Origin of the sequence: Chromobacterium fluminis (assembly GCF_011602385.1) — a bacterium.
Taxonomy (GTDB): Bacteria; Pseudomonadota; Gammaproteobacteria; order Burkholderiales; family Chromobacteriaceae; genus Chromobacterium; species Chromobacterium fluminis.
This window is the reverse complement of sequence record NZ_JAAOMA010000007.1, coordinates 141,458-163,018: the sequence shown is the minus strand read 5'-3', so window position 1 is coordinate 163,018 and position 21,561 is coordinate 141,458. Positions and strand designations below refer to the sequence as shown.

Genomic DNA, 21,561 nt, shown 5'->3' with positions numbered 1-21,561 from the left:
GTGGACCGGGTGCAGTTGATTTCCCGCACCGCCAATCTGGGCGACGTCAAATCCACCATCACCCATCCGGCGTCCACTACGCATGCCCGCATCACGCCGGAGGCCAGGGCCAAGGCCGGCATTGTGGAAGGCTTGTTGCGCGTGGCCGTGGGGCTGGAGCATGTCGAAGACCTGAAGCGGGATTTGGCTCGCGGTCTTGACTAAACGCTTTCAACATGTGTTTCATTCAAACGGCAGTCTAAAATACGGACTGCCGCTTTTGTTGCCGCCCTGTTGAGTTTGGCCCGAGCGCCGTCGAGACATGTCTTGACATTCATCAAATTAAAACGTAAGTTTGAAACGCTTGTTCGAAAGCTGAAATGAGCAAGACCATAAAACCAGCAAATACAAAAAAGGCACTGGAGAACATGGAAGCAAGTCGCCCCGATACCTCCACCCGCATTCTGGACGTTGCAGAACGCTTGTTTGTGGAGCACGGTTTCGAAGCGACCTCGCTGCGCATGATTACCCAGCAAGCCGAGGTAAACCTGGCCGCGGTGAATTACCACTTCGGCTCCAAGGACGCGTTGTTCGAGTCCGTGTTCATGCGCAGACTGGCCCCGCTGATAGCGGACTGCCTGGCGGAACTGGACAAGCTGGAGGCGGAGGCCTCGGAGGAGAAACTGTCGGTGGAGGGCTTGGTGCTGTCGTTCATACGGCCCTGCCTGTCGCTGTCCAAGGATCCGTCGCGCGGCGGGGCAATGTTCGTGCGCCTGTTGTCGCGCACCTTGGTGGAGAACCATCGTCTGTTGCGTGAAACCATCTCCCAGCAGTACAGCGTGTTCGTCCAGCGTTACAGTCGCGCCTTTCAGCGCGCCTTGCCCCTGCTGGACACGGAGCAGTTGGCCTGGAGAATGCATCTTGCGTTCAGCGTCATGTTCAATGCCTTCGCCGGCAACGACGTGCTGAAGATCTTTACTCGAAGTCAGATCGTCAGCGCGCGGGATCCGGACATGATCGTCAAATACCTCGTGCCCTTTGTCATGGCTGGCCTGGTCGCGCCCATGGAAGGCTGATTCCGGAGCGCAGGGCAGGACGTGCCGATCGCGGTCGCGTCCCTTGCTGTTGCCGCCGGAATGGAAGGGTCAACACGAGGGTAAAACAAAATGATATCTGCCGTTGTTCTGGTCGTGCTGCTGGGCGCGCTGGCGTATTTCCGCGCGCCTGTTCTGGCCTGGACCGTGGGGCTGGCCGCCTGGCTAGCCGCGCTCCAGTTCATCTTCCATTGCCCGCTGCCGCCGGCGGCCTGGGCTGTTTTCGCGGCGGTCGCCGCCGTTCTCAATCTTCCGCCGCTGCGACGCGCCGTGTTCACCGGTCCGGTGTTCGGCGTGTTCAAGAAAATCACGCCGGCGATGTCCCAGACCGAGCAGGAAGCCATCAACGCCGGCACGGTCTGGTGGGATCGCGACCTGTTCTCCGGCAAGCCGGACTGGAACCGCTTGCTGTCCTTTCCCGATCCCAAGCTGACGCCGGAAGAGCAGGCCTTCATCGACGGCCCCACCGAACAGCTGTGCGCGATGATCGACGATTGGAAGATCACCCACGAGCTGAAGGATCTGCCGCCGGAAGTATGGCAATTCATCAAGGACAACGGCTTCCTGGGCATGATCGTCAAAAAGCAGTACGGCGGTCTGGAGTTCTCCAACTACGCCCACGCCAAGGTGGTCACCAAGATCGCCACCCGCGGCGGCACCGCCGCGGTGTCGGTGATGGTGCCCAACTCCCTGGGCCCGGGAGAATTGCTGCAGCATTACGGCACCGAGGCGCAAAAGGATTATTACCTTCCGCGTTTGGCCAAGGGTCTGGAAATCCCCTGCTTCGCGCTGACCAGCCCTTATGCGGGTTCGGACGCCGGCAGCATTCCCGACTACGGCATCGTCTGCCGCGGTTCCTACACCCATCCGCGCACCGGCGAGCGTTTTGAAGACGTGCTTGGTCTGCGCGTTAGCTGGGAAAAGCGCTGGATCACCTTGGCGCCGGTGGCCACCATTCTGGGGTTGGCGTTCAAGATGTACGACCCGGAGCACCTGCTGGGCGATAAGGAAGACCTGGGCATCACTTGCGCGCTGGTGCCCACGGAACACGAAGGCGTGGCCATCGGCCGTCGCCACTTCCCCGGCGGAGCGGCCTTCATGAATGGCCCGACCTGGGGCAAGGATGTGTTCATTCCGCTGGACTGGATCATCGGCGGCCGCGAGTTCGCCGGCCAGGGCTGGCGCATGTTGGTGGAATGCTTGTCGGTGGGGCGTTGCATCTCCCTGCCGGCGATGTCGGTGGCTTCCGGCAAGATGAGCACCTTCGTCACCGGCGCTTACGCGCGTATCCGCGATCAGTTCGGCCTGCCCATCGGCAAGTTCGAGGGCGTGGACGAGGCGATGGCGCGCATCGGCGGCTACACCTATCAGATGGAAGCCTCGCAGGACTTGGCCTTGACCGGTCTCGATACCGGCGAGAAGCCGTCGGTGTTGTCGGCCATCCTCAAGTACCACAACACCGAGCGCATGCGCAAAGCCATCAACGATGCGATGGACATCCATGGCGGCAAGGCGGTGGTGCTGGGGCCGCGCAACTACCTGGCGCGCGCCTACCAGGCGATTCCGATCGGCATCACCGTGGAAGGCGCCAACATCCTGACCCGTTCGATGATCATCTACGGTCAGGGCGCGATCCGCTGCCATCCCTTCGTGCTGCGCGAGATGAAGGCGGCCATGGCCAACGACGGCAAGGAGTTCGACGCCGCCATTACCGGTCACATCAACTTTGTGATCAGCAATGTGGTTCGTTCCTTGTGGCTGGGCTTGAGCGGCTCGCGTTTCGTTGGCGCGCCGCGCGGCGGCGAAGTGGGGGCTTACTATCGCCGATTGACTCGTTTCTCCAGCGCTTTCGCCTTGCTGTCCGATATGGCGATGTTCAGCCTGGGCGGCAGCCTGAAGTTCCGCGAGAAGCTGTCCGCGCGTTTGGGCGACATGCTCTCCGGCCTTTACATCGCCTCCGCTTGCCTGAAGCGCTTTGAGCGCGACGGCGCGCCCAAGGAGGACCTGGCGGTCTTGCAGTGGTCGGTGGAAAACGCTTTGTACGATGTGCAGCAGGCGATGGACGGCTTCCTGGCCAACCTGCCCAGCCGCATGCTGGCGGTGGTGTTGCGCAAGTTGATCTTCCCGTGGGGCCTGACGCTTAAGCCAGCGTCCGACCGCGTCGGCACCCAGGTGGCGCGCGCGATGATGGAGCCGGGCGCGACGCGCGAACGGCTGACGCGCGGCATGTATCTGCCGAAAGAAGAGGGCGACGCCGTGGGAGTGCTGGCTCACGCGCTGGAAGCCGTGCTGGCCACCGAGCCGCTGGAGCAGAAGCTGCGCAAGCTGGCGCGCGATGGCAAGTTTGTTTCTGTCACCGCGAGAGAGCGTCTGGCGGAAGCCTTGGCGGCCGGTTTGCTAGATCAGGCCGAGTTCGACGCCGTTAGCCGCGCGCGCAAGCTCAAGCGCGACGTGATCATGGTGGACGATTTCGACAAGATGCTGGAGCAACATGACGACAAGCTGCTGCAACGCTTGATCTTCTGAGTGTAAGGGGTAAGATTTGCCGGGATTCGTCCCGGCATTTCACCTCAGCGGCTGTCAAGCGGCCGCTGAGGTGAAATGACGAAAGTCGCCAAAGCCGAGCGACGAGCAATAACAAAGGAGTGAGCATGGACCGCCCTGAAGTCCGGATTCCCACGCTGCGCGTGCGCGCGCTGCCAACCAGCACCAATGCTTACGGTCGAGTTCAGGCCGGTTGGCTGATGAATCAGATCGACATGGCCGGCAGCCTGGATGCCGAGCGCCTGTCGCGTGGTCCGGTGACCACGGTGGCGGTCAACACCTTTCAATTCGCCGCGCCCATTCTGCTGGGCGACGTGGTGGATCTTTATGTTGAACGGTTGCGAATCGGCCAGAAATCCATCACCTTGAAAATCACCGTCGAAGCGGAGCGCATCGACGGCTCGCATGAGGCGATTACCGAAGTGGTTGCCACGTATGTGGCGATTGATAATGATGGTAAATCGCGTATTTTTGGCGAAATTTAGCGTTATTTAATGCTTTTAAGTGTGTTTGTTGCAGAAATGTCTCATTAAACGTTTGTTTGGAACAAACACTCCAAAACCTTGTGGAGTTGCTCTAATTCTCTGGTAGCATCAAATATGACCAGTGCTTGTTATTGGTCATCTAACACCTAAGAACACTATAGCAACGCCAAAGAGAGAGGGAGAACATGAAACTCAAGCACCTCAGCCTGTCCGTGATGGTCATGGGCGCAACATTCGGTCTAATGTCCACCCAGGCCGTGGCCTCGGGTTATCAGTTTGGTTCGCAGAGCGTGTCCGGCCAGGGCACGGCGCATGCCAACGGCGCAGAGGCCAACGATCCTTCCACCATTTTCGCCAACCCGGCCGGCCTGTCTCGGCTGGAGGGCACGCAGTTTTCCGGCGGCGCGACCTTGGTCGTGCCGCATTCCGAGTACACCGATAACGGTTCGACCAATATTCTTGGAAAATCGACTGGCGGCGGCAATGGCGGTTCCTTTGCGCCCAAGGCAGTGGCGGCGCCCAACTTTTACTTGTCGCACAAGCTGAACGACAAGATCAGTCTGGGCTTGGGCGTGTTCGTGCCCTATGGCGCCAAGTTGGACTATGGTTTCGACTGGGCCGGCCGTTATGCCTTGAAGAGTGTGAATCTGCAATCCTTCAACTTCAACCCTTCGATGTCGTTCAAGCTGGATGACCGCCATTCCTTCGGCTTTGGTCTCTCCGCGCAGTATATGGACGCTAAGCTGCAGCAGATGGCGGATGCAACCTCCGGTCTGACCTTGAAGGTCGCTAGCGGGTTACCCGGTGGGCTGACTCCAGGCAACTTGAATACGGCAGCTGGGCTGCTTGCTGCTGCGGGAGTTCGTGGAGATGGGCTTGCGGATGTTCAGGGGGACGACTGGGGATTTGGGTGGAACGTTGGCTATATGTTCAACCTGAATGAGAATACTCGGTTTGGTTTGGCTTATCGATCCAGTATCAAACATACTCTGAGTGGCTCTTCCACTTGGACATTTAATAATGTTACCGGCTCTCTCTCCGGGGTGCCGGCAGCGACTCTCGCTAAGGGGGCTCACCCGAACGCATCCGCTAAGGTGGATGTCACCACTCCGGAAACCGCGTCGGCCAACTTTTTCCATCAGTTGAACCCGAAATGGGCGGTGATGGGCGATGTGACCTGGGTCGCCAACTCGCAGATGAAGGACATCGTGATCCAGCAATCCACGGTGGATACCACTGCTCAGGGCGATATGGTGATCCACCAGAACTGGCGCGATACCTGGCGCGTGTCTCTGGGCGCCAACTACCAGTACAGCGATGCCTGGCTGTTCCGTGGCGGCGTAGCCTGGGAGCAGTCGCCGTTGCAGTCCGATAAAGATCGTCACCCGGCGCTGCCGGATAGTGATCGCCTGTGGCTGTCGCTAGGCGCCAACTACAAGATCAACAAGCAAAGCTCGGTTGACTTCGCCTACAGCTTCATCAATTTCGCTAACGCCAATGTCGATTACACCGACGGCTGCAGTCCTGCAGGCAAGAGCCCGACAACCGGCGCGGCCTGCACCGGCAACGGCGGCACGGTGAAAGGCAGCTACAAGACCTATCTGCAACTGATCGGTCTGCAGTACAACTATCGGTTTTAATTGAATCGGCGCCGCTGGGCGCGCGGATTTCGGGTCGGGCGGGCGCTGTGGCGCTCGCCCGGTTTTTGCGTTTGCGGCGCTCCGGTTTTTCCGCTTGTTTTCTCCCTCAATTTTTCCACGTACCCCCTGTTTTTTTGCCCAAATTGGGTTAGACTTATTTGGGAGAAAAGCGAGTGTTTGATATTTTTCAATACAGGCTTTTTCCAGCTGCGCTTGAGCCGCCGCCAGAGTGGCTGCCGGCGCGGTTTTTCAGTAGATTGACGGATGTCCGCGGCGATGGGGCGACTTTTCCAGCGCCAGGCTTCCGGACGGGCCGGGCTTCACCATAATCACTTCCCGGCCGGTCAAGTTGTGCCGGCTGCAGCGGCGGCGCGCCGCCGACTCAGCGCAAGGACGAACAACGCCCGTCCTTGAAGCAGGCTGAGCAGGCGAGAGGGGCCTGTCTCATGTTGTGTTTCAACAAAACGAGGAAACCATGTCTCAAACCAAGTTCAACGTACGCAAGGTAGCCGTGCTAGGCGCTGGCGTGATGGGGGCTCAAATCGCCGCTCATCTGGTGAATGCCAAAGTTCCGACCATCCTGTTCGACTTGCCCGCCAAGGAAGGCGACAAGAACGGCATCGTGCTCAAGGCGCTGGAAGGCTTGAAAAAGCAGAAGCCGGCCCCCTTGGCCAACAAGGATGCCGTCAACCACATTCAGCCGGCCAACTACGACGACCACCTGCACCTCTTGAAGGATTGCGACCTGGTGATCGAAGCCATCGCCGAACGCATGGACTGGAAGGCGGACCTGTACCACAAAGTGGCGCCGCATCTGGGTGAGCACACCATTTTCGCCACCAATACTTCCGGCTTGTCGATCAACACGCTGGCGCAAAGCTGCCCGGACAATGTGCGTCCGCGTTTCTGCGGCGTGCACTTCTTCAATCCGCCGCGCTATATGCACCTGGTGGAAATCATCCCCTGCCTGACCTCGGACGCGCACATTCTGGATAATCTGGAGCGCTTCCTGGTGTCCAGCCTGGGCAAGGGTGTGGTGCGCGCCAAGGATACTCCCAACTTCGTCGCCAACCGCATCGGCGTATTCTCGATGCTGGCCACCATCGCCAACGCCGACAAGTTCGGCATTCGCTTCGACGTGGTGGACGATCTGACCGGTCCGCGCCTGGGCCGTCCCAAGTCGGCCACTTTCCGCACCGCCGACGTGGTGGGCCTGGACACCTTCGCCCACGTGGTTAAAACCATGCAGGACACCCTGCCGCAAGATCCGTGGCACGGTCTGTTCCAGACTCCGGAATGGATGCAGAAGCTGATCGCCGCCGGCGCGCTGGGCGCCAAGACCAAGGCCGGCATCTATAAAAAAGACGGCAAGCGCATGCTGGTGCTGGACCCGGCCAAGGGCGAATACGTTGGCTCCGGCGAGAAGGGCGACGACGCGGTCAAGGAAATCTTGAAGATCGCCAACCCGGCGGAAAAATTCCAGAAACTGCGCGAGAGCAGCCATCCGCAGGCGCAATTCCTGTGGGCATGTTTCCGCGATGTGTTCCATTACATCTCCCATCATCTGGCCGATATCGCCAACTGCGCGCGCGACGTTGACTTCGCCATCCGCTGGGGCTTCGGCTGGAGCGTGGGCCCGTTCGAGACCTGGCAGGCCGCCGGCTGGCAGCAAGTGGCCAAGTGGCTGGACGAGGACGTGAAAGCCGGCAAGGCGCTGAGCGCCGCCGCGCTGCCGGCCTGGGTATTGCAGGGAGACCGCGCCGGCGTGCATTTCGCCGAAGGTTCCTTCGACCCTGCCGGCAACACGCTGGTGGGCCGCTCCGCGCTGGACGTGTACCAGCGTCAACTGGCGCCGGCCAAGGTGCTGGGCGAGGTGTCGGCTCCGCTGGGTGAGACCGTGTTCGAGAACGAGGGCGTGCGCGCCTTCACCACCGGCGACGAGGTCCTGGTGGTGTCGTTCAAATCCAAGGCGCATGCCATCGGCCCGGCTGTGATCGAAGGCCTGAATAAAGCCATCGACATCGCCGAAGACCGCTTCAAGGGCCTGGTGATCTGGCAGACCGAGGAGCCGTTCTCCGTCGGCGCCGACCTGCAGTCTATGATGCCGGCCTTCATGATGGGCGATTGGGACGCGATCGACGCTACGGTGCGCCGCTTCCAGGAAACCTCGATGCGCCTGCGCTACTGCCAGGTGCCGACGGTGGCCGCTACCCAGGGCTATGTGTTTGGCGGCGGTTGCGAGTTCGCGATGCACTGCGACAAGACCGTGGCGGCGCTGGAGTCCTACGTTGGTCTGGTGGAAGTCGGCGTCGGCCTGCTGCCGGGCGGCGGCGGCTGCAAGGAGTTCGCTCTGCGTGCCGCGCAAGAAGCGCGTGGCGATGTGTTGGCCGCATTGAAGGATTACTTCATGGCCATCGCCACCGCCAAAGTGGCCACCAGCGGCTTCGAGGCGCAGGAAATCGGCTTTTTCCGCAACGGCGACCCAGTGGTGTTCAACGCCTACGAGCTGTTGCACGTGGCCAAGCAGCAGGCGATCGCGCTGGCCGAAGCCGGCTATCGCCCGCCGCTCAAGGTCAAGGGCTTCCCGGTGGCTGGCCGCAGCGGCGCCGCGTCGGTCAAGGGTCAGTTGGTGAACATGCTGGAAGGCAACTTCATTTCCAAGCATGACTTCTTCATCGCCGGCCTGATCGCCGACGTGATGACCGGCGGCGACGTCGAAGCGGGCACCTTGGTCAACGAGCAGTGGATTCTGGATCTGGAGCGCAAGGCCTTCATGACCTTGCTGAAAAACGCCAAGACTCAGGACCGCATCGCGAATATGTTGACTACCGGCAAGCCGTTGCGCAACTAAGTGCTTGGGGGTGATTCTGTTGCGCGCGCCGATATCGAATGCTGCGATGCTCGCCGTACCGCATGTACGGCTGCGCTTCTCGCTTCGATATCGGCCCGCTCGCGGCGAATCCTCTCGCAAGCACGGCCAATAGCCAGATGAAAGGCCGCCTGATCGCCATAGCGCGGGTCAGGCCGCCGATAGGAGAATCAAAAATGAGCAAACAAGTACAAGAAGCTTACATCGTCGCCGCCACCCGCACCCCAGTGGGCAAGGCGCCGCGCGGCATGATGCGTCATGTGCGCCCGGACGATATGCTGGCGCATGTGATTGCAGGCGCCTTGGCCCAGGTGCCGAATCTGGACCCGAAACTGATTTCCGACTGCGTGGTGGGCTGCGCCTTTCCGGAGGCGGAGCAGGGCTTGAACATGGCGCGTATCGGCGTGCTGCTGGCGGGTCTGCCCAATACCGTGGGCGGCATCACCATCAACCGTTACTGCTCGTCCGGCATCAACGCGGTACAGATGGCCGCCGACCGCATCCGCCTGGGCGAGGCCGACGTGGTGATCGCCGCGGGAGCCGAGTCGATGTCTCTGGTGCCGATGATGGGCAACAAGGTGTCGTTGAACCCGGAAATCTTCGCCAAGGACGAAAACTACGGCATCGCTTACGGCATGGGTCTGACCGCCGAGAAAGTGGCGCAGCAGTGGGGCGTGTCGCGTGAAGATCAGGACGCGTTCGCGGTGGAATCGCATCGCCGCGCGCTGGCCGCGATCGACGGCGGCAAGTTCAAGAGCGAGATCACGCCGCTGGAGGCGACGTATCGCACGCCCAATCTGGAAACCGGCGAAGTGGCCGTTAAAACTCGAGTCTTGGACACCGACGAAGGTCCGCGTCGCGAGACCACGCTGGAGGGGCTCGCCAAGCTGAAAACGGTGTTTGACGCCAAGGGCTCGGTCACCGCCGGCAATTCCTCGCAGATGTCCGACGGCGCCGGCGCAGTGATTCTGGTGTCCGAGCGCGTGCTCAAGGAGTTCAATCTGACGCCGCTGGGCCGTTACGTCACTTTCGCGGTCAAGGGCGTGCCGCCGGAAATCATGGGCATTGGTCCGAAAGAGGCGATCCCGGCCGCTTTGAGCCAGGCCGGCCTGAAGCAGGACGATCTGAAGTGGATTGAACTAAACGAGGCGTTTGCGGCTCAGGCTTTGGCGGTGATCCGCGATCTGGGGCTGGATATTTCCAGGGTGAATCCGCATGGCGGCGCCATCGCGCTGGGGCATCCCTTGGGCGCCACCGGCGCCATCCGCACCGCCACCTTGGTGCATGGCATGCGAGACGCCGGGCAAAAAGGCTATGGCATGGTGACGATGTGCATCGGCACCGGCATGGGCGCCGCCGGCATCATCGAAGTATTGTAAGCAGAGTTTCCCCGGCTAAAAAAACCGGCTTGCAATCGCAAGCCGGTTTTCTATTGCGCGCCGCGGGGCGGCGCACAAGGTTTAATCCACTTTGGACAGGGTGTCGAAGTCGCTGTGGCTGCAGTCTTCGTATTCGTGCTGGGGTGTTTTGAGGCGAATTTGATAGGACTTGCCCTGCGCCGCCAGCACCAGTTGCTTGTCCGGTTGCGTCAGGGTCTTGGGCATCAGGAAGCAACGCTGGCCTTTGCGGGAATTGGGCTGGGTAATGTAGATGGCGGTGGAGGGCGGCGAGTCCGCATGTTCAGGGTCCAGCAGCGATACGCCGACGGGGTTTTGCCCCAGGATCTCTATGCCTACCTTGGTGCCGTTGTTCTGACGCAGGATGCGGCGGATCACGCCCAGCAACTGAGGATGGTTGTCCGCTTTGACCAGGATGACGCGGCCGATGGCCAACTGTTCCACCGCCTTGCCGATGAAGGTGAGGCCCATGCCGGTGGAGCTGATGTCGTTGATGCGCCAGTCGCTGGCGCGTTCGGGATCCTGCGTCGGCACGTCCTGAACCTTGACCTGATAGGCGACGCGTTCGAAGCCGATGCTGACATGGGCGTTGGACGCGTGGAGGGAGCGCTCGGACTTGCGCAGGGACTTGCCGCCGTCGGTAGACCAGCGAATGGCCAGTTTTTCGCATAGAATGGCCCATTCCTCGCGCTCCAGCCCGCCGTCCATGGCCGCCAGGGCGGGAGGGATCCGCCTGTCCAGATCAAACATCAGATCCGCCAGCCGGCTGGTGATTTCGTAGGCTGACCAATAACGATGCCATTTGCCGGCCATGCCGCGCAGCATGGCTTGCGGCGGTTCCGGCATCGACAAGTTGTAGACGAAGATAGGCTCTTCCACCGGAGGTTGCTTGTCCAGCGGAATGCCCTGGCTCAGCATCATCAGCAATTGATCGACCGCGACGATTTCCCTGTGAAGCATATTGTCGGTCTGCGCCAGGAACAACATACCGGCCTGGATCAGCAACTGCTCGCAGCTGAATTCATCCGGGCTGTTCAGGTAAAGCTTGATCGGATGCCGGGAAAAGCCGCTTTCCTCGGCCTGGCTGAAAAAGCGGAAACCATTTTGCCAGGCCGCGCCTTCCGGCTTCAGGTAGCGCAGCGAATTCCAGGCGATCAGCCGCATCTGATGATGCAGGCCGCGGATGGTAACGATGCGGATTTCGTCTTCCGGCACCGCGTTGGGGTGGCTTTTGTACAGCCGCAAGCAGATCTGGTAGGCGGAGGACAGCTCGTGCCAATAGGCCAGGATGGTGGGAAGATAGCCTTTGCTGCCGCCTTTGGACTGCAAGTAGTCCTTGCACAGTTGACGGTGGATATTGTTGGCCTTGTCGTCGACGTAGACCAAGGTTTTGACGCGCTCTTTCAGCGATATTTCGGTGTCGGTATTGATTTTGGCGACGGCTTTGATGATTTCCACCAGGGCGCCGAAATACTCGGCTTCAGGCAGGTCGCGCACTAATAGCGTTGCGGACTGCGCCACTTCGGAGGCAGTCGTGTTTTTGTTCAGTAGGGAACTGACAAGTGATTTGAAGTCAAACATTTAGCCCGGCTTTATAGGAAATTATGTTTTCATTGGCATATCGCTATATCTTACGCCACGCGCAGGCGTGGGTGAAACGGTAATTCTCATTATTTACCCATATGCTTACAAATAACAATCGCTGGAATCGGCGACAGTGGCTGGTTTCGCTGCTGTTGCTCGGGGTTTTGTCGCAAACGGCCAGGGCGGACGGCGCGGAAGCGCTTGGCACGTATCCGCCGCAGGGCGTGGGTTTGGTGCTGGGCGGCGGCGGCGCGCGGGGCTTTGCCCATCTGGGCGTGCTGAAGGAACTGGAGCGTTTGCGGATTCCCATTGCCTGTATCGCGGGAACCAGCGCCGGAGCCCTAATTGGTGGCATTTATGCAAATGGTTTGCCCTTGGCGCAGATGGAGCACGAGTTCAACGCCGCCGATTGGGATGCCTTGTTGTCCGGCAAGCCGACGCGGGCGGATGTTCCGTATGACCGCAAGCGCGACGATTACAAGAACTATCTGGACGTTACCTTCGGCCTGAAAAAAGACGGCCTGAAAGTGCCGCGCAGCGCGATCAATTCGCAGGAAATCGAGCTGTACATCCATAAGCTGACGCGTGACCGCGTGGTGGGCAGTTTCGATCAGCTCCCCATCCCGTTCCGCGCTGTCGCCACCGATCTGGCAACCGGCGAGCCAGTGGTGTTTTCCCAGGGTTCGCTGGCTCGCGCGCTGCGCGCCAGCATGGCGGTGCCGGGTTTGTTCGATCTGATCGAGGATGACGATGGTCGCCTGCTGGTGGATGGCGGTTTGGCGCGCAATCTGCCCATTCAGGATGTCAAAGGCCGTTGCGCGGACCGGGTGATCGTCGTCGACGTGTCCACGCCGCTGATGAAGGCGAAAGAGATCAACAGCCTGTTCGACGTGGTGGCGCAGACCTCCAATCTGATGGTCAGCCGCAACGCCAAGGAACAACTGCGCAAGCTGGACAAGCGCGATCTGGTGATCAAGCCGGATTTGAGCGGCTATACCGCGGCCTCTTTCAGCGAACACCAGGCAATCACCCAACGCGGCGAGGAAGCGGCCAAGACGCTGGCCAAGCAGTTGTCGGCCTATTCGGTATCCGAAGAGGAGTACGCGGCGTGGAAACGCCGGCTGGAGCGGCCGCACTTCCCCTTGATCGACAAGATTCAAGTGGAGGGCAAACCCGGCCAGTTCACCAAGCCGGAGCAACTGGCCAAATCGCTGGCGTTTTCCTCGGTGGTGGAGCCGATCAGCAGCGCCCAGTCCCGCTTGCGCGGCGTGTTCGCGGGGGGCGATTACGACCGGCTGACCTACCGCGTGGACAATGTGTCCGGCCGCAATGTGATGACGGTGGCGCCGCTGGAGCGCAGCATTGGCCCTAACTTCCTGCGTTTTGGCCTGAACCTGAGCAGCGCGACGCCGGGCGAGAGCAATTTCAACTTTTTGGCTTCGCATGAATGGCGGAACGCCAATAGCGCAGGGGGCGCCTGGCGCAACGATGTGTCCATAGGCCAGAACAAGCTGATCAAGACCGAGTGGTACCAGCCCTTGTACGAGGGCAGCCCGGTGTTCGGCGCGGCCTCCTTGGGCTATCGACAGGACTTTTTGTCGATTTATAACGCGGACCATACGCTGAATATGGAGTGGAACAATGACGTGGGTAGCCTGCGTCTGGATGGCGGCGTGGCTTTAGGACGCTACGGCGAGTGGAGGATTGGCGCGTACAGGGATGATAATCACTTTGGATCACGAGTGTCATGGGCTCCCGGCCTGGTGCCTCCAAATTATCGAGATACCGGGATTGGCACCAGCCTGGTAGTCGATCAGTTCGACAATCCGCGTTGGCCGCGCGCCGGTTATTTCTTCAGTGGACACCTGACCAAGAGCATTCCGTCCTGGGGCAGCGATGTCAATTTGACCAGTTACAATACAACCTTGGAGTACGCCAAGACGCTGGGCAGTGTGACGATGCGGCTCAGCGCCAAGAACAAGGGGGCACTGAACCGAGGCCGCAATGAGAATTTCCTGGTGGTGCCCAGGGCGTTGGGCGGTTTCTTGAACCTGAGCGGCTATCAGGATTCCGAATTGGTGGGTGAACGTTCGTCGCTGTTCCGCTCCATGCTGTATTGGCGGGCGTCCAGCCTGCCGTCCGCGATTGGCTCGGGTGTTTACGCCGGCGTCTCGATGGAGCTGGGCAAGATTTGGGGGCGTGTTAGCTTTGACGAGTCGGTATCGCAAGACACCGACTGGATCCCCGCCGGCTCGGTCTTCCTGGCCGCGGACACCATTATCGGGCCGTTCTTCGTCGGCGTCGGCACGGCGAAGGGAGGCAAGCCCACCGCCTATCTGTACTTGGGTTCCGACTACTGAGCGAAGTCCGGGCTGAGCTCTGGCAAATCGAAAACGCCATATGGCTTCCGCCATATGGCGTTTTTTTTATTGGGTTGCTGTCTGTTTGGTCAGCCGGCTTTCATCTTTCGGACGGTTGAATTTTAAGTTGTTGTATTTTCTGTTGTTGATGTGTGACGTAAAAATACAAACGTTTGAATAATTCTGGTGTTTTCAGCGGCTTTCTCCTATTAACAATCTTGGGCATGCAAATAAGAGCAAATACTCAGTCCGCATTTCATCAACTAGAGGAGAAACACCATGAAGAAGTGGCTTCACGGAGCATTGCTGTGCCTGGGACTCTTGCTGCCGCTGTCCGCAGCTTACGCCGCCGGCGGCTATACCCAGACCCGTTATCCCATCGTGCTGGTGCATGGTTTGTTCGGCTTCGGCCAATTGCTGGGAGTGGATTACTTCTACCAAGTGCCGGCGGCTTTGCGTTCAGACGGCGCACAGGTGTTCGTGGCCGAAGTGTCCGCGCTGAACAGCAACGAGGCTCGCGGCGAGCAGTTGCTGCAGCAGGTGCAAAAAATCGTCGCCATCACCGGCGCCGCCAAGGTCAACTTGATCGGCCATAGCCAGGGCGCGCCCACGGCGCGCTACGTGGCCGGGGTGAGGCCGGACTTGGTGGCGTCGGTCACATCGGTGGGCGGCGTCAACAAGGGCTCGGTGGTGGCCGACATCGTGCGCGGCGTAGCGCCTTCGGGCTCGGTCTCCGAGGCGGTGGCCGTGGCCGTGGCCAAGGCTTTGGGCACGGTCATTCAGTTCTTCGCCGGCACTTCAGGTCAGCCGCAATATCCAGTGGGTGCCTTGGACTCTTTGACCACCGCGGGCTCCGCCGCGTTTAGCGCCAAATTCCCGCAAGGGGTGCCGACCAGCGCTTGCGGCGAGGGGGATTACCAGGTCAACGGCATCCATTATTACTCTTGGACTGGTTCGGCCACCGTCACCAATATACTGGATCCGCTATCGGCACCGATGGGCGTGCTGGGCCTGGCCTTCGGCTCCACGCCCACCGACGGCCTGGTCAGCGCTTGCTCGGCGCGCCTGGGGCAGGTGATCCGCGACAATTACCGGATGAACCATCTGAATGAAATCAACCAGAGCTTCGGTCTGGTCAGCTTGTTCGAGGTCAGCCCGGTGAGTTTGTACCGGCAACAGGCCAACCGCTTGAAGAATACGGGGCTATGATGCGGCGCGCCTGGGTGGGCTGGGCTTGCGCGCTGCTGTTGGGCGGGCTGGTCTGGCTGGGGCGGCCTGGCGCTGATGAGGCGACGGCGCAAGCCGGCGGCTCCGCGCCGCAGGCGGCGGCGCCGTCCTTGCGCGGTACCCAGGTCGATGGTCGGGCGAGCGCGGAGGCGAGCGGGGCGCTGAGGGTGGATGCAGAGCTGAGGCGCTTGTTCGATTACCAGTTGGCGGCGTTGGGGGAGCGGGATCTGCCCGCGGTCCGCAAGGCGGTGCAGCAGGCTTTGCAGGCGCAATTGAACGGAGCGGCCCTGAAGCAGGCGCTGGAGTTGTTCGACCGCTATGTCGCCTATCGTCGGGCTTTGAGCGATGGCAAGGCGGCGGCCGGCGGCGTGGCCGAGCGTTTGCAGCAGATGAGGGCGCTGCGTTTGCAGTTCCTGTCGGCGAGCGAAGTGGCCGGCTTGTTTGGAGAGGAAGACGTCTACGACGACTTCACCGTCAAACGGTTGCGTATTGCCGCCGACGTCGGCTTGAGCGCCGAGCAGAAAGCCGCGCGGCTCAAGGCCTTGGAGGCGGGCTTGCCGGCGGATCTGCGCGCGGCGCGCTTGGAGCCGGTCAAGCATTTGAGCTTGGCCGAGGCGGAAGAGGCCTTGCGGAAGAAGGGCGGCGGCGAACAGGAACTGTACGCCTTGCGCGCCGGCATGGTGGGCCAGGCCGCAGCCGATCGTTTGTCGCAGTTGGATCGCGAGCAAGCGCAGTGGCAGTCCAGGGTGGAAGCCTACCGTCTGGAGGCGCGGCGCTTGCAAACAGTTGCCGGTTTGGACGCGGCGCAGCGGCGGCAGGCCTTGGCCGGCTGGCGCGCTCAGCGCTTCAATACGCAGGAACAATTGCGGCTGGACGCTTTCGTCCCGCCGCAATAGCCGGTTGCTTAGCGGTTTTCTTCGTTCCGAAACAGCCGGGAGAGACCTTCTCCCGGCTCTTTTTCCCGCATGAAGGCTTCGCCCACCAGGAAGGTGTGCACCTCGTGGCTGCGCATCAGCCGCACGTCGTCGATGGTGGCGATGCCGCTTTCGGTGATGGCGATGCGGCCGTTCTCTATTTGCGGCAGCAGTTTCAGCGTGGTGGCCAGGCTGACTTCGAAGCTGCGCAGATTGCGGTTGTTGACGCCGATCAGTTCAGTTCGCAACTGCAGAGCCTGCTCCAGTTCCTCGGCGTTGTGCACTTCGGCCAGAACCGCCATGCCCAGTTCCATCGCCAGGGATTCCAGCTCGCGCATCAGCGGCAGTTCCAGCGCGGCGGCGATCAGCAAAATGCAGTCGGCGCCCATCGCGCGGGCTTCGTACACCTGATAAGGGTCGACGATGAAGTCTTTGCGCAGCACCGGCAGGCGGCAGGCGGCGCGGGCGGCCCGCAAATAGGCGGCGTCGCCTTGGAAATACTGGCGGTCGGTCAGCACCGACAGGCAGGCTGCGCCGTGCTCGGCGTAGCTGGCGGCGATGTCGGCCGGACGGAAGTCTTCGCGGATCACGCCTTTGCTCGGGCTGGCTTTCTTGATCTCGGCGATGACCGCGGCTTGGCCCAGCGCGTGTTTGGCGCGCAGCGCGGCGACAAAATCGCGGCGATCGCCGCTGAGCGCTTCCGCAGCGGCGCGCACCGCGCTCAGCGGCTGTTGCGGCAAGGCGGCGGCGATTTCTTCGCGTTTGGTGGCGATGATGGTGTTGAGTATGTCTGACATGCTTGAGTCTGCAATCCGGGCAAGTCGAAAGAAACAACCATCATGCAGGAACAGCCGTGGCGTTGACAAGCCGCGGCGTTCAGCTCCGCTCCGTGGGGTCTTGTCTGCGGGGCACCTCGACGATGCGCGGCGGGTGGCCTGTCAGGTCCAGGAAGCGCATCAGTTCGCCCATGGGCAGCGCCAGCGTGCTGGTATTGACCAGCGGATGGCAAAGGATGGCGTCCCGGCGGCTCAGCGTCTGATCGATGACGACGGCGACCTGACTGTCGCGGTCATTGAAGGCGGCCAATAGCGTTACCGATCCCGGCGTCAGACCCAAGCAACGTTGCAGGCGGTCAGGCGAGGCGAAGCGCAGGCCTTTGAGTTCCAGCAATTCGCCCAGGGCCTTGATGTCGACGCCGGCGTCGGCCGGCACCGCCAACAGCACGTGCTGGCGGCCCTTGGCGTCGCACAGGAACAGGTTTTTGCATTCCGCGCCGGGCAGGCCGGGCGTCAGGCGCGCGGCTTCTTCGCAGGTGTAGACAGGCGGGTGGTCGAAGCGCTGATGGCGGATCTGGTGCTGGTCGAGAAAGTCGTACAGAGCGTGTTCCATCTTCGCAGGCTAGCATGGCGGCGGCGCGTGCTTCAATGGCCGCGCCGCTAGGTCCGGCTCAGTCGCACCAGCGGTCTTCAAACACCAATTGCTCCAGCGGCTGGCGGCTGGCCCATTTTTCTTGCTCCAGCATGGGTTGGGCGTAGAACTCGGCGACATGGCCAAGACAAAGCACGGCGATGGGTTTTGCCCCCTCCGGCATGCCCAGCAGCGCGGAGAGCGCGGCGGGGTCGAACAAGGACACCCAACCCATGCCCAGGCCTTCGGCGCGCGCCGCCAGCCACAGGTTTTGGATGGCGCAGGCCACCGAGGCCAGGTCCATTTCCGGCAGGGTGCGGCGGCCGAACACATGGCGTTCGCGGCCGTCCATCAGCGCGGCTACCAGCACTTCGCCGCAGTCGCGGATGCCTTCCACCTTCAGGCGCAGGAATTCCGCCTGACGCTCGCCCAATTGATCCGCGGTGCGCAGGCGCTCGGCGTCCACCAACTTGCCTATTTCCTCGCGCAGGCGGCGGTTAGCGATGCGGATGAAGCGCCACGGCTGCATATAGCCGACGCTGGGCGCGTGGTGGGCGGCTTCGAGCAGACGTCGCAGCAGCGCCGGGTCTACCGGGTCAGGCAGAAAATGGCGCATGTCGCGCCGCTGTTCTATCACCCGGTAGATGGCGGCGATGTCTTGGTCTGGATAGCGATGCATGGGGGCCTTTCTAAAGAACCTGTTCGATGTCTGCTGCGCTTCAGCAATGCGGGGTTGAACACAAGCTCAAATGTTCATGCATCGCATGCCCATTTCTCTTTAAGCGGTTTCGCCTTGTCTTGCTCCCGCTCGCGAGATTTTGAACAGGCTTTGGCAAACGGACGAGAGGGGATTTTTCAGTGTCGGAGGATAGCGGCTTTGTCACAGCTGGCAAATAGCATGGCCTTGCTTGCAGGAGGACTCATGACTTCGGTCAAGCGATTCAGCGGATTAGACGCTTTTGGCATGAGTTTCCCACATGACGCCGCGCATGCGGGCGTGATAAAGTGGACAGTCTGAATTCCAACGTTGCCGCGCCGGGCGCGGCGCGTTCGGCCATAGCCCGAACCGCTATCGCATCTTGATGATTTAGAGGACTTTCCGTGACCCGAATTGCAGAACTAGAACCCAAAGTCGTCTGGGAGCATTTCCAGACCTTGTGTGAAATCCCGCGTCCCTCCAAGCACGAACAGCAATTGCGCGATTACCTGAAGGGCTGGGCGGAGCTGCGCGGCCTGGATACCGTGGTGGACGAGGTCGGCAACCTGATCATTCGCAAACCGGCGACCCCGGGCAACGAAAACCGCATTGGCGTGGTGTTGCAAGGCCATCTGGACATGGTGTGCCAGGCCAATACCGGCACCGAGCACGACTTTTTCAAAGATCCGATCCGCCCAGTGCTGCAAGACGGTTGGTTGGTGGCGGAAAACACCACGCTGGGCGCCGACAACGGCATCGGCGTGGCGCTGGGCATGGCGGTGCTCAATAGCGAGGACGTGCCGCACGGCCCGATCGAGGTGTTGCTGACGCTGGACGAGGAAGCCGGCATGGGCGGCGCGCTGGGTCTGGGCACCGGCCTTTTGCAAGGCCAGTACCTGATCAATATCGATACCGAAGAGTGGGGCGAGTTCTACATGGGCTGCGCCGGCGGCGTCGACGCCAACGTCAGCCGCGGCTATGCGCGCGAGGCGCTGCCCGCTGGCTATCAAGCCGTCAGTCTGGTGATCAAGGGCCTGCGCGGCGGCCATTCCGGCGCCGACATTCATCTGGGACGCGGCAACGCCAATAAGATTCTGATCCGTCTGATACGCGAACTGGAAGCGGAAACCGATTTGCGGGTGTCCTCGTTCAAGGGCGGCACCGCGCGCAACGCTTTGTCGCGCGAGGCTTTCGCCGCTGTGGCCTTCCCGGCCGCGGATGCGGACAAGGTGGCGGCCAAGCTGGATGCGTTCCAGAGCCTGCTGCGCTTTGAGCTGGCCGGCGTCGACGAGGGCGTCACCGTGGTGCAGGAGCGGATCGAGCTGGGCCAGGTGATGGCGCGCGCGGATCAAGGCGCGATTTTCGCCGCGCTGCACGCGGCGCCGCATGGCGTCAAGCGCATGAGCCAGCGCGTCGAGGGCGTGGTGGAAACCTCCAACAACCTGGGCGTGGTGGTATTGGAAGAGGGCAAGTTGTTCGCCAACCTGATGGTGCGCTCCTTGCTGGATTCCGGCACCTGGATGCTGGCGCGCGAGGTGGAAAGCCTGTTCCTGTTGGCCGGCTGCCAGGTGGAGATGGAAGGCGGCTACCCGGGCTGGGCGCCTAACCCGCAATCCAAGCTGCTGGCCTTGTTCCAGCAAGTCTATGCGCGCGAGTTCGGCGGCGAGGCCCAGGTGCAAGTGATCCACGCCGGCTTGGAGTGCGGCATCTTGGGGTCCAAGTATCCGGGCATGGACATGGTGTCCTTCGGCCCCAATATCCGCGGCGCGCACGCGCCGGGCGAGCGGGTGGAGGTGGACTCGGTGGGCAAGGCCTGGCATTTGCTGAAGGCGGTGTTGGCGGCGGTGCCGGCGCGCTAAATCTCGGTTGGCTAAGGTTTGAAGCGAATACCGGTCGGCGTCAGCGCTGGCCGGTTTTGTTTTGGCCACGCCGGTTTTACCCTATGATCACACTGATCACAACAGCCGCGTCGCTGTTATTTCGCCTGGAGAATAGCGATGAACGATTCCATCAAGCGATTGCTGCTGACCGGCGGCCTGATTGTGTCGCTGGCCATGGGCATACGCCACGGCTTCGGTTTCTTCATGCCGCCGATGACCCAGGCCTTCGGCTGGAGCCGGGAAGCCTTCGCCTTCGCGCTGGGCCTGCAAAACCTGGTGTGGGGTTTGGCTCAACCCTTCGCCGGCGCGCTGGCGGACAGGCATGGTTCCGGCAAGGTGCTGTTGGGCGGCGCCTTGCTTTACGTTGCCGGCCTGGCTTTGATGACGGTCTCAGGCACGCCCTTGCTGTTTTCTCTGTCGGCCGGCGTGCTGCTCGGCCTGGCCTTGTCCTGTGTCACCTACAGCGTGATTTTCGGCGTGGTGGCGCGCAGCGTGCCGCCGGCCTATCGTTCGCGCGCGATGGGCATCGTCGCGGCGGCGGGCTCTTTCGGCCAGTTCGCGATGATTCCGGTGGAGCAGGGCTTGATCGACGGCCTTGGCTGGTTGCCGGCCTTGCTGATTCTGGCCGGCTGCGCGGCCTTGATGCTGCCGCTGTCCGGCTGGCTGGCGCGCGAGGACCGGCCGGCGCAAAGCGCTGCGAGCGCGCATTTGTTGCGCAGCATGGCCGATACCTTCGCCGCCGCCTGGGCCGAGCGCGGCTTCCGCCTCTTGATGGCCGGTTATTTCGTCTGCGGCTTCCAGGTGGTGTTCATCGGCGTGCATCTGCCGGCCTATCTGCGCGACCACGGCCTGGGCGGCGGCGTCGCCAGCCTGGCGCTGGCCTTGATCGGCCTGTTCAACATCTTCGGCACCATGGCCTTTGGCGAACTGGGCAGCCGCTGGTCCAAGCCCGGCCTGCTCAGTTTCATTTACCTGGCGCGCAGCGTGGTGATCGCGGTCTTCCTTCTGCTGCCGCTCAGCGGCGTTTCGGTGGCGGTGTTCGCCGCGGCGATGGGCTTTCTGTGGCTGTCCACGGTGCCGCTGACCAATGGGGTGATCGCCGGCATGTTTGGCGTGCGTCACTTGGGCATGCTGTCCGGCGCGGTGTTTTTCTCGCATCAGGTGGGCAGCTTCCTGGGGGTGTGGCTGGGCGGGGCGCTTTACGATCTGCTCGGCAACTACGATCTGGTGTGGATGCTGGCGATAGCGCTGGGCTTGCTGGCCGCCGCCGCCAATCTGCCGGTGCGGGAAACCCCGTCGGCCAGTTTCGCCAAGGAGGACGCGTGAGGGCTTTGCTGCTGTCCGTCGGCGCGGCGCTGCTGCTGGCCTGGCTGACCGGGATGTATTTGCGCGCCGATTTCGTGGTGGACTTGGCCAACCGAGTGTGGACTTGCTTTGGCTAAGAAGCTGTTTACGATCTGCTGCGCGTCGGTAGAGATATTGTG

Annotated in this window: 16 protein-coding genes; 12 read left to right on the top strand and 4 right to left on the bottom strand. The window is 61.5% G+C overall.

Features of this window, described 5'->3' with window-relative positions:
- From HA052_RS07500 to HA052_RS07470, 7 genes are all read left to right on the top strand, one after another.
- Positions 1–204: PLP-dependent transferase (locus HA052_RS07500; protein ID WP_206118811.1), on the top strand; the 204-nt coding region annotated here is incomplete at its 5' end.
- 203 nt (positions 205–407) lie between these two features.
- Entirely contained in the window at positions 408–1,055 is a 648-nt protein-coding gene (locus HA052_RS07495; protein ID WP_166451437.1) for a TetR/AcrR family transcriptional regulator, read from the top strand.
- Between the two features lie 90 nt (positions 1,056–1,145).
- On the top strand, positions 1,146–3,599 hold the full coding sequence (locus HA052_RS07490; RefSeq protein ID WP_166451436.1) for an acyl-CoA dehydrogenase: 2,454 nt from the start codon (positions 1,146–1,148) through the stop codon (positions 3,597–3,599).
- A 125-nt stretch (positions 3,600–3,724) separates the two neighbouring features.
- Complete coding sequence (locus HA052_RS07485) at positions 3,725–4,102, top strand: acyl-CoA thioesterase (RefSeq protein ID WP_166451435.1); 378 nt, start codon at positions 3,725–3,727, stop codon at positions 4,100–4,102.
- A gap of 185 nt (positions 4,103–4,287) precedes the next feature.
- A complete protein-coding gene (locus tag HA052_RS07480) occupies positions 4,288–5,742 on the top strand; it encodes an OmpP1/FadL family transporter (protein ID WP_166451434.1) in 1,455 nt (484 codons plus the stop codon).
- Between the two features lie 475 nt (positions 5,743–6,217).
- A complete protein-coding gene (locus tag HA052_RS07475; protein WP_166451433.1) occupies positions 6,218–8,593 on the top strand; it encodes a 3-hydroxyacyl-CoA dehydrogenase/enoyl-CoA hydratase family protein in 2,376 nt (791 codons plus the stop codon).
- 194 nt (positions 8,594–8,787) lie between these two features.
- Positions 8,788–9,990 carry an acetyl-CoA C-acyltransferase gene (locus HA052_RS07470; RefSeq protein WP_166451432.1) on the top strand — a complete coding sequence of 401 codons (1,203 nt, stop codon included), beginning with the start codon at positions 8,788–8,790 and terminating at the stop codon, positions 9,988–9,990.
- An 81-nt stretch (positions 9,991–10,071) separates the two neighbouring features.
- Here HA052_RS07470 and HA052_RS07465 read toward each other — a convergent pair whose 3' ends face one another.
- Complete coding sequence (locus HA052_RS07465; protein WP_346774545.1) at positions 10,072–11,529, bottom strand: PilZ domain-containing protein; 1,458 nt, start codon at positions 11,527–11,529, stop codon at positions 10,072–10,074.
- Between the two features lie 161 nt (positions 11,530–11,690).
- Between HA052_RS07465 and HA052_RS07460 the strand changes: the two genes are divergently transcribed.
- The 3 genes from HA052_RS07460 (at position 11,691) to HA052_RS07450 (ending at position 16,075) form a co-directional block, all read left to right on the top strand.
- A complete protein-coding gene (locus HA052_RS07460; RefSeq protein ID WP_166451430.1) occupies positions 11,691–13,952 on the top strand; it encodes a patatin-like phospholipase family protein in 2,262 nt (753 codons plus the stop codon).
- A 279-nt stretch (positions 13,953–14,231) separates the two neighbouring features.
- A complete protein-coding gene (locus HA052_RS07455; RefSeq protein WP_081547158.1) occupies positions 14,232–15,161 on the top strand; it encodes an esterase/lipase family protein in 930 nt (309 codons plus the stop codon).
- Positions 15,158–16,075: a lipase secretion chaperone gene (locus HA052_RS07450; protein ID WP_166451429.1), complete on the top strand. Its 918-nt coding sequence runs from the start codon at positions 15,158–15,160 to the stop codon at positions 16,073–16,075. Before HA052_RS07455 ends, HA052_RS07450 begins: the two co-directional genes overlap by 4 nt.
- 8 nt (positions 16,076–16,083) lie before the next feature.
- On the opposite strand, the gene trpC is transcribed toward HA052_RS07450, so the two are convergent.
- From trpC to bluB, 3 genes are all read right to left on the bottom strand, one after another.
- Positions 16,084–16,890, bottom strand: a complete 807-nt coding sequence (gene trpC, locus HA052_RS07445; RefSeq protein ID WP_081547162.1) for an indole-3-glycerol phosphate synthase TrpC — start codon at positions 16,888–16,890, stop codon at positions 16,084–16,086.
- A 79-nt stretch (positions 16,891–16,969) separates the two neighbouring features.
- Positions 16,970–17,482 carry a prolyl-tRNA synthetase associated domain-containing protein gene (locus HA052_RS07440; RefSeq protein WP_166451428.1) on the bottom strand — a complete coding sequence of 171 codons (513 nt, stop codon included), beginning with the start codon at positions 17,480–17,482 and terminating at the stop codon, positions 16,970–16,972.
- Positions 17,483–17,540: 58 nt separating this feature from the next.
- The gene (bluB, locus tag HA052_RS07435; protein ID WP_166451427.1) at positions 17,541–18,179 is read right to left on the bottom strand and encodes a 5,6-dimethylbenzimidazole synthase; all 639 of its coding nucleotides are present in this window, start codon (positions 18,177–18,179) and stop codon (positions 17,541–17,543) included.
- A 422-nt stretch (positions 18,180–18,601) separates the two neighbouring features.
- Between bluB and HA052_RS07430 the strand changes: the two genes are divergently transcribed.
- Positions 18,602–20,056 (top strand): beta-Ala-His dipeptidase, encoded by a 1,455-nt coding sequence (locus tag HA052_RS07430; protein WP_166451426.1) that lies wholly within the window; start codon positions 18,602–18,604, stop codon positions 20,054–20,056.
- A gap of 138 nt (positions 20,057–20,194) precedes the next feature.
- Entirely contained in the window at positions 20,195–21,403 is a 1,209-nt protein-coding gene (locus tag HA052_RS07425) for an MFS transporter (protein WP_166451425.1), read from the top strand.
- The last annotated feature ends 158 nt before the right edge of the window (positions 21,404–21,561 follow it).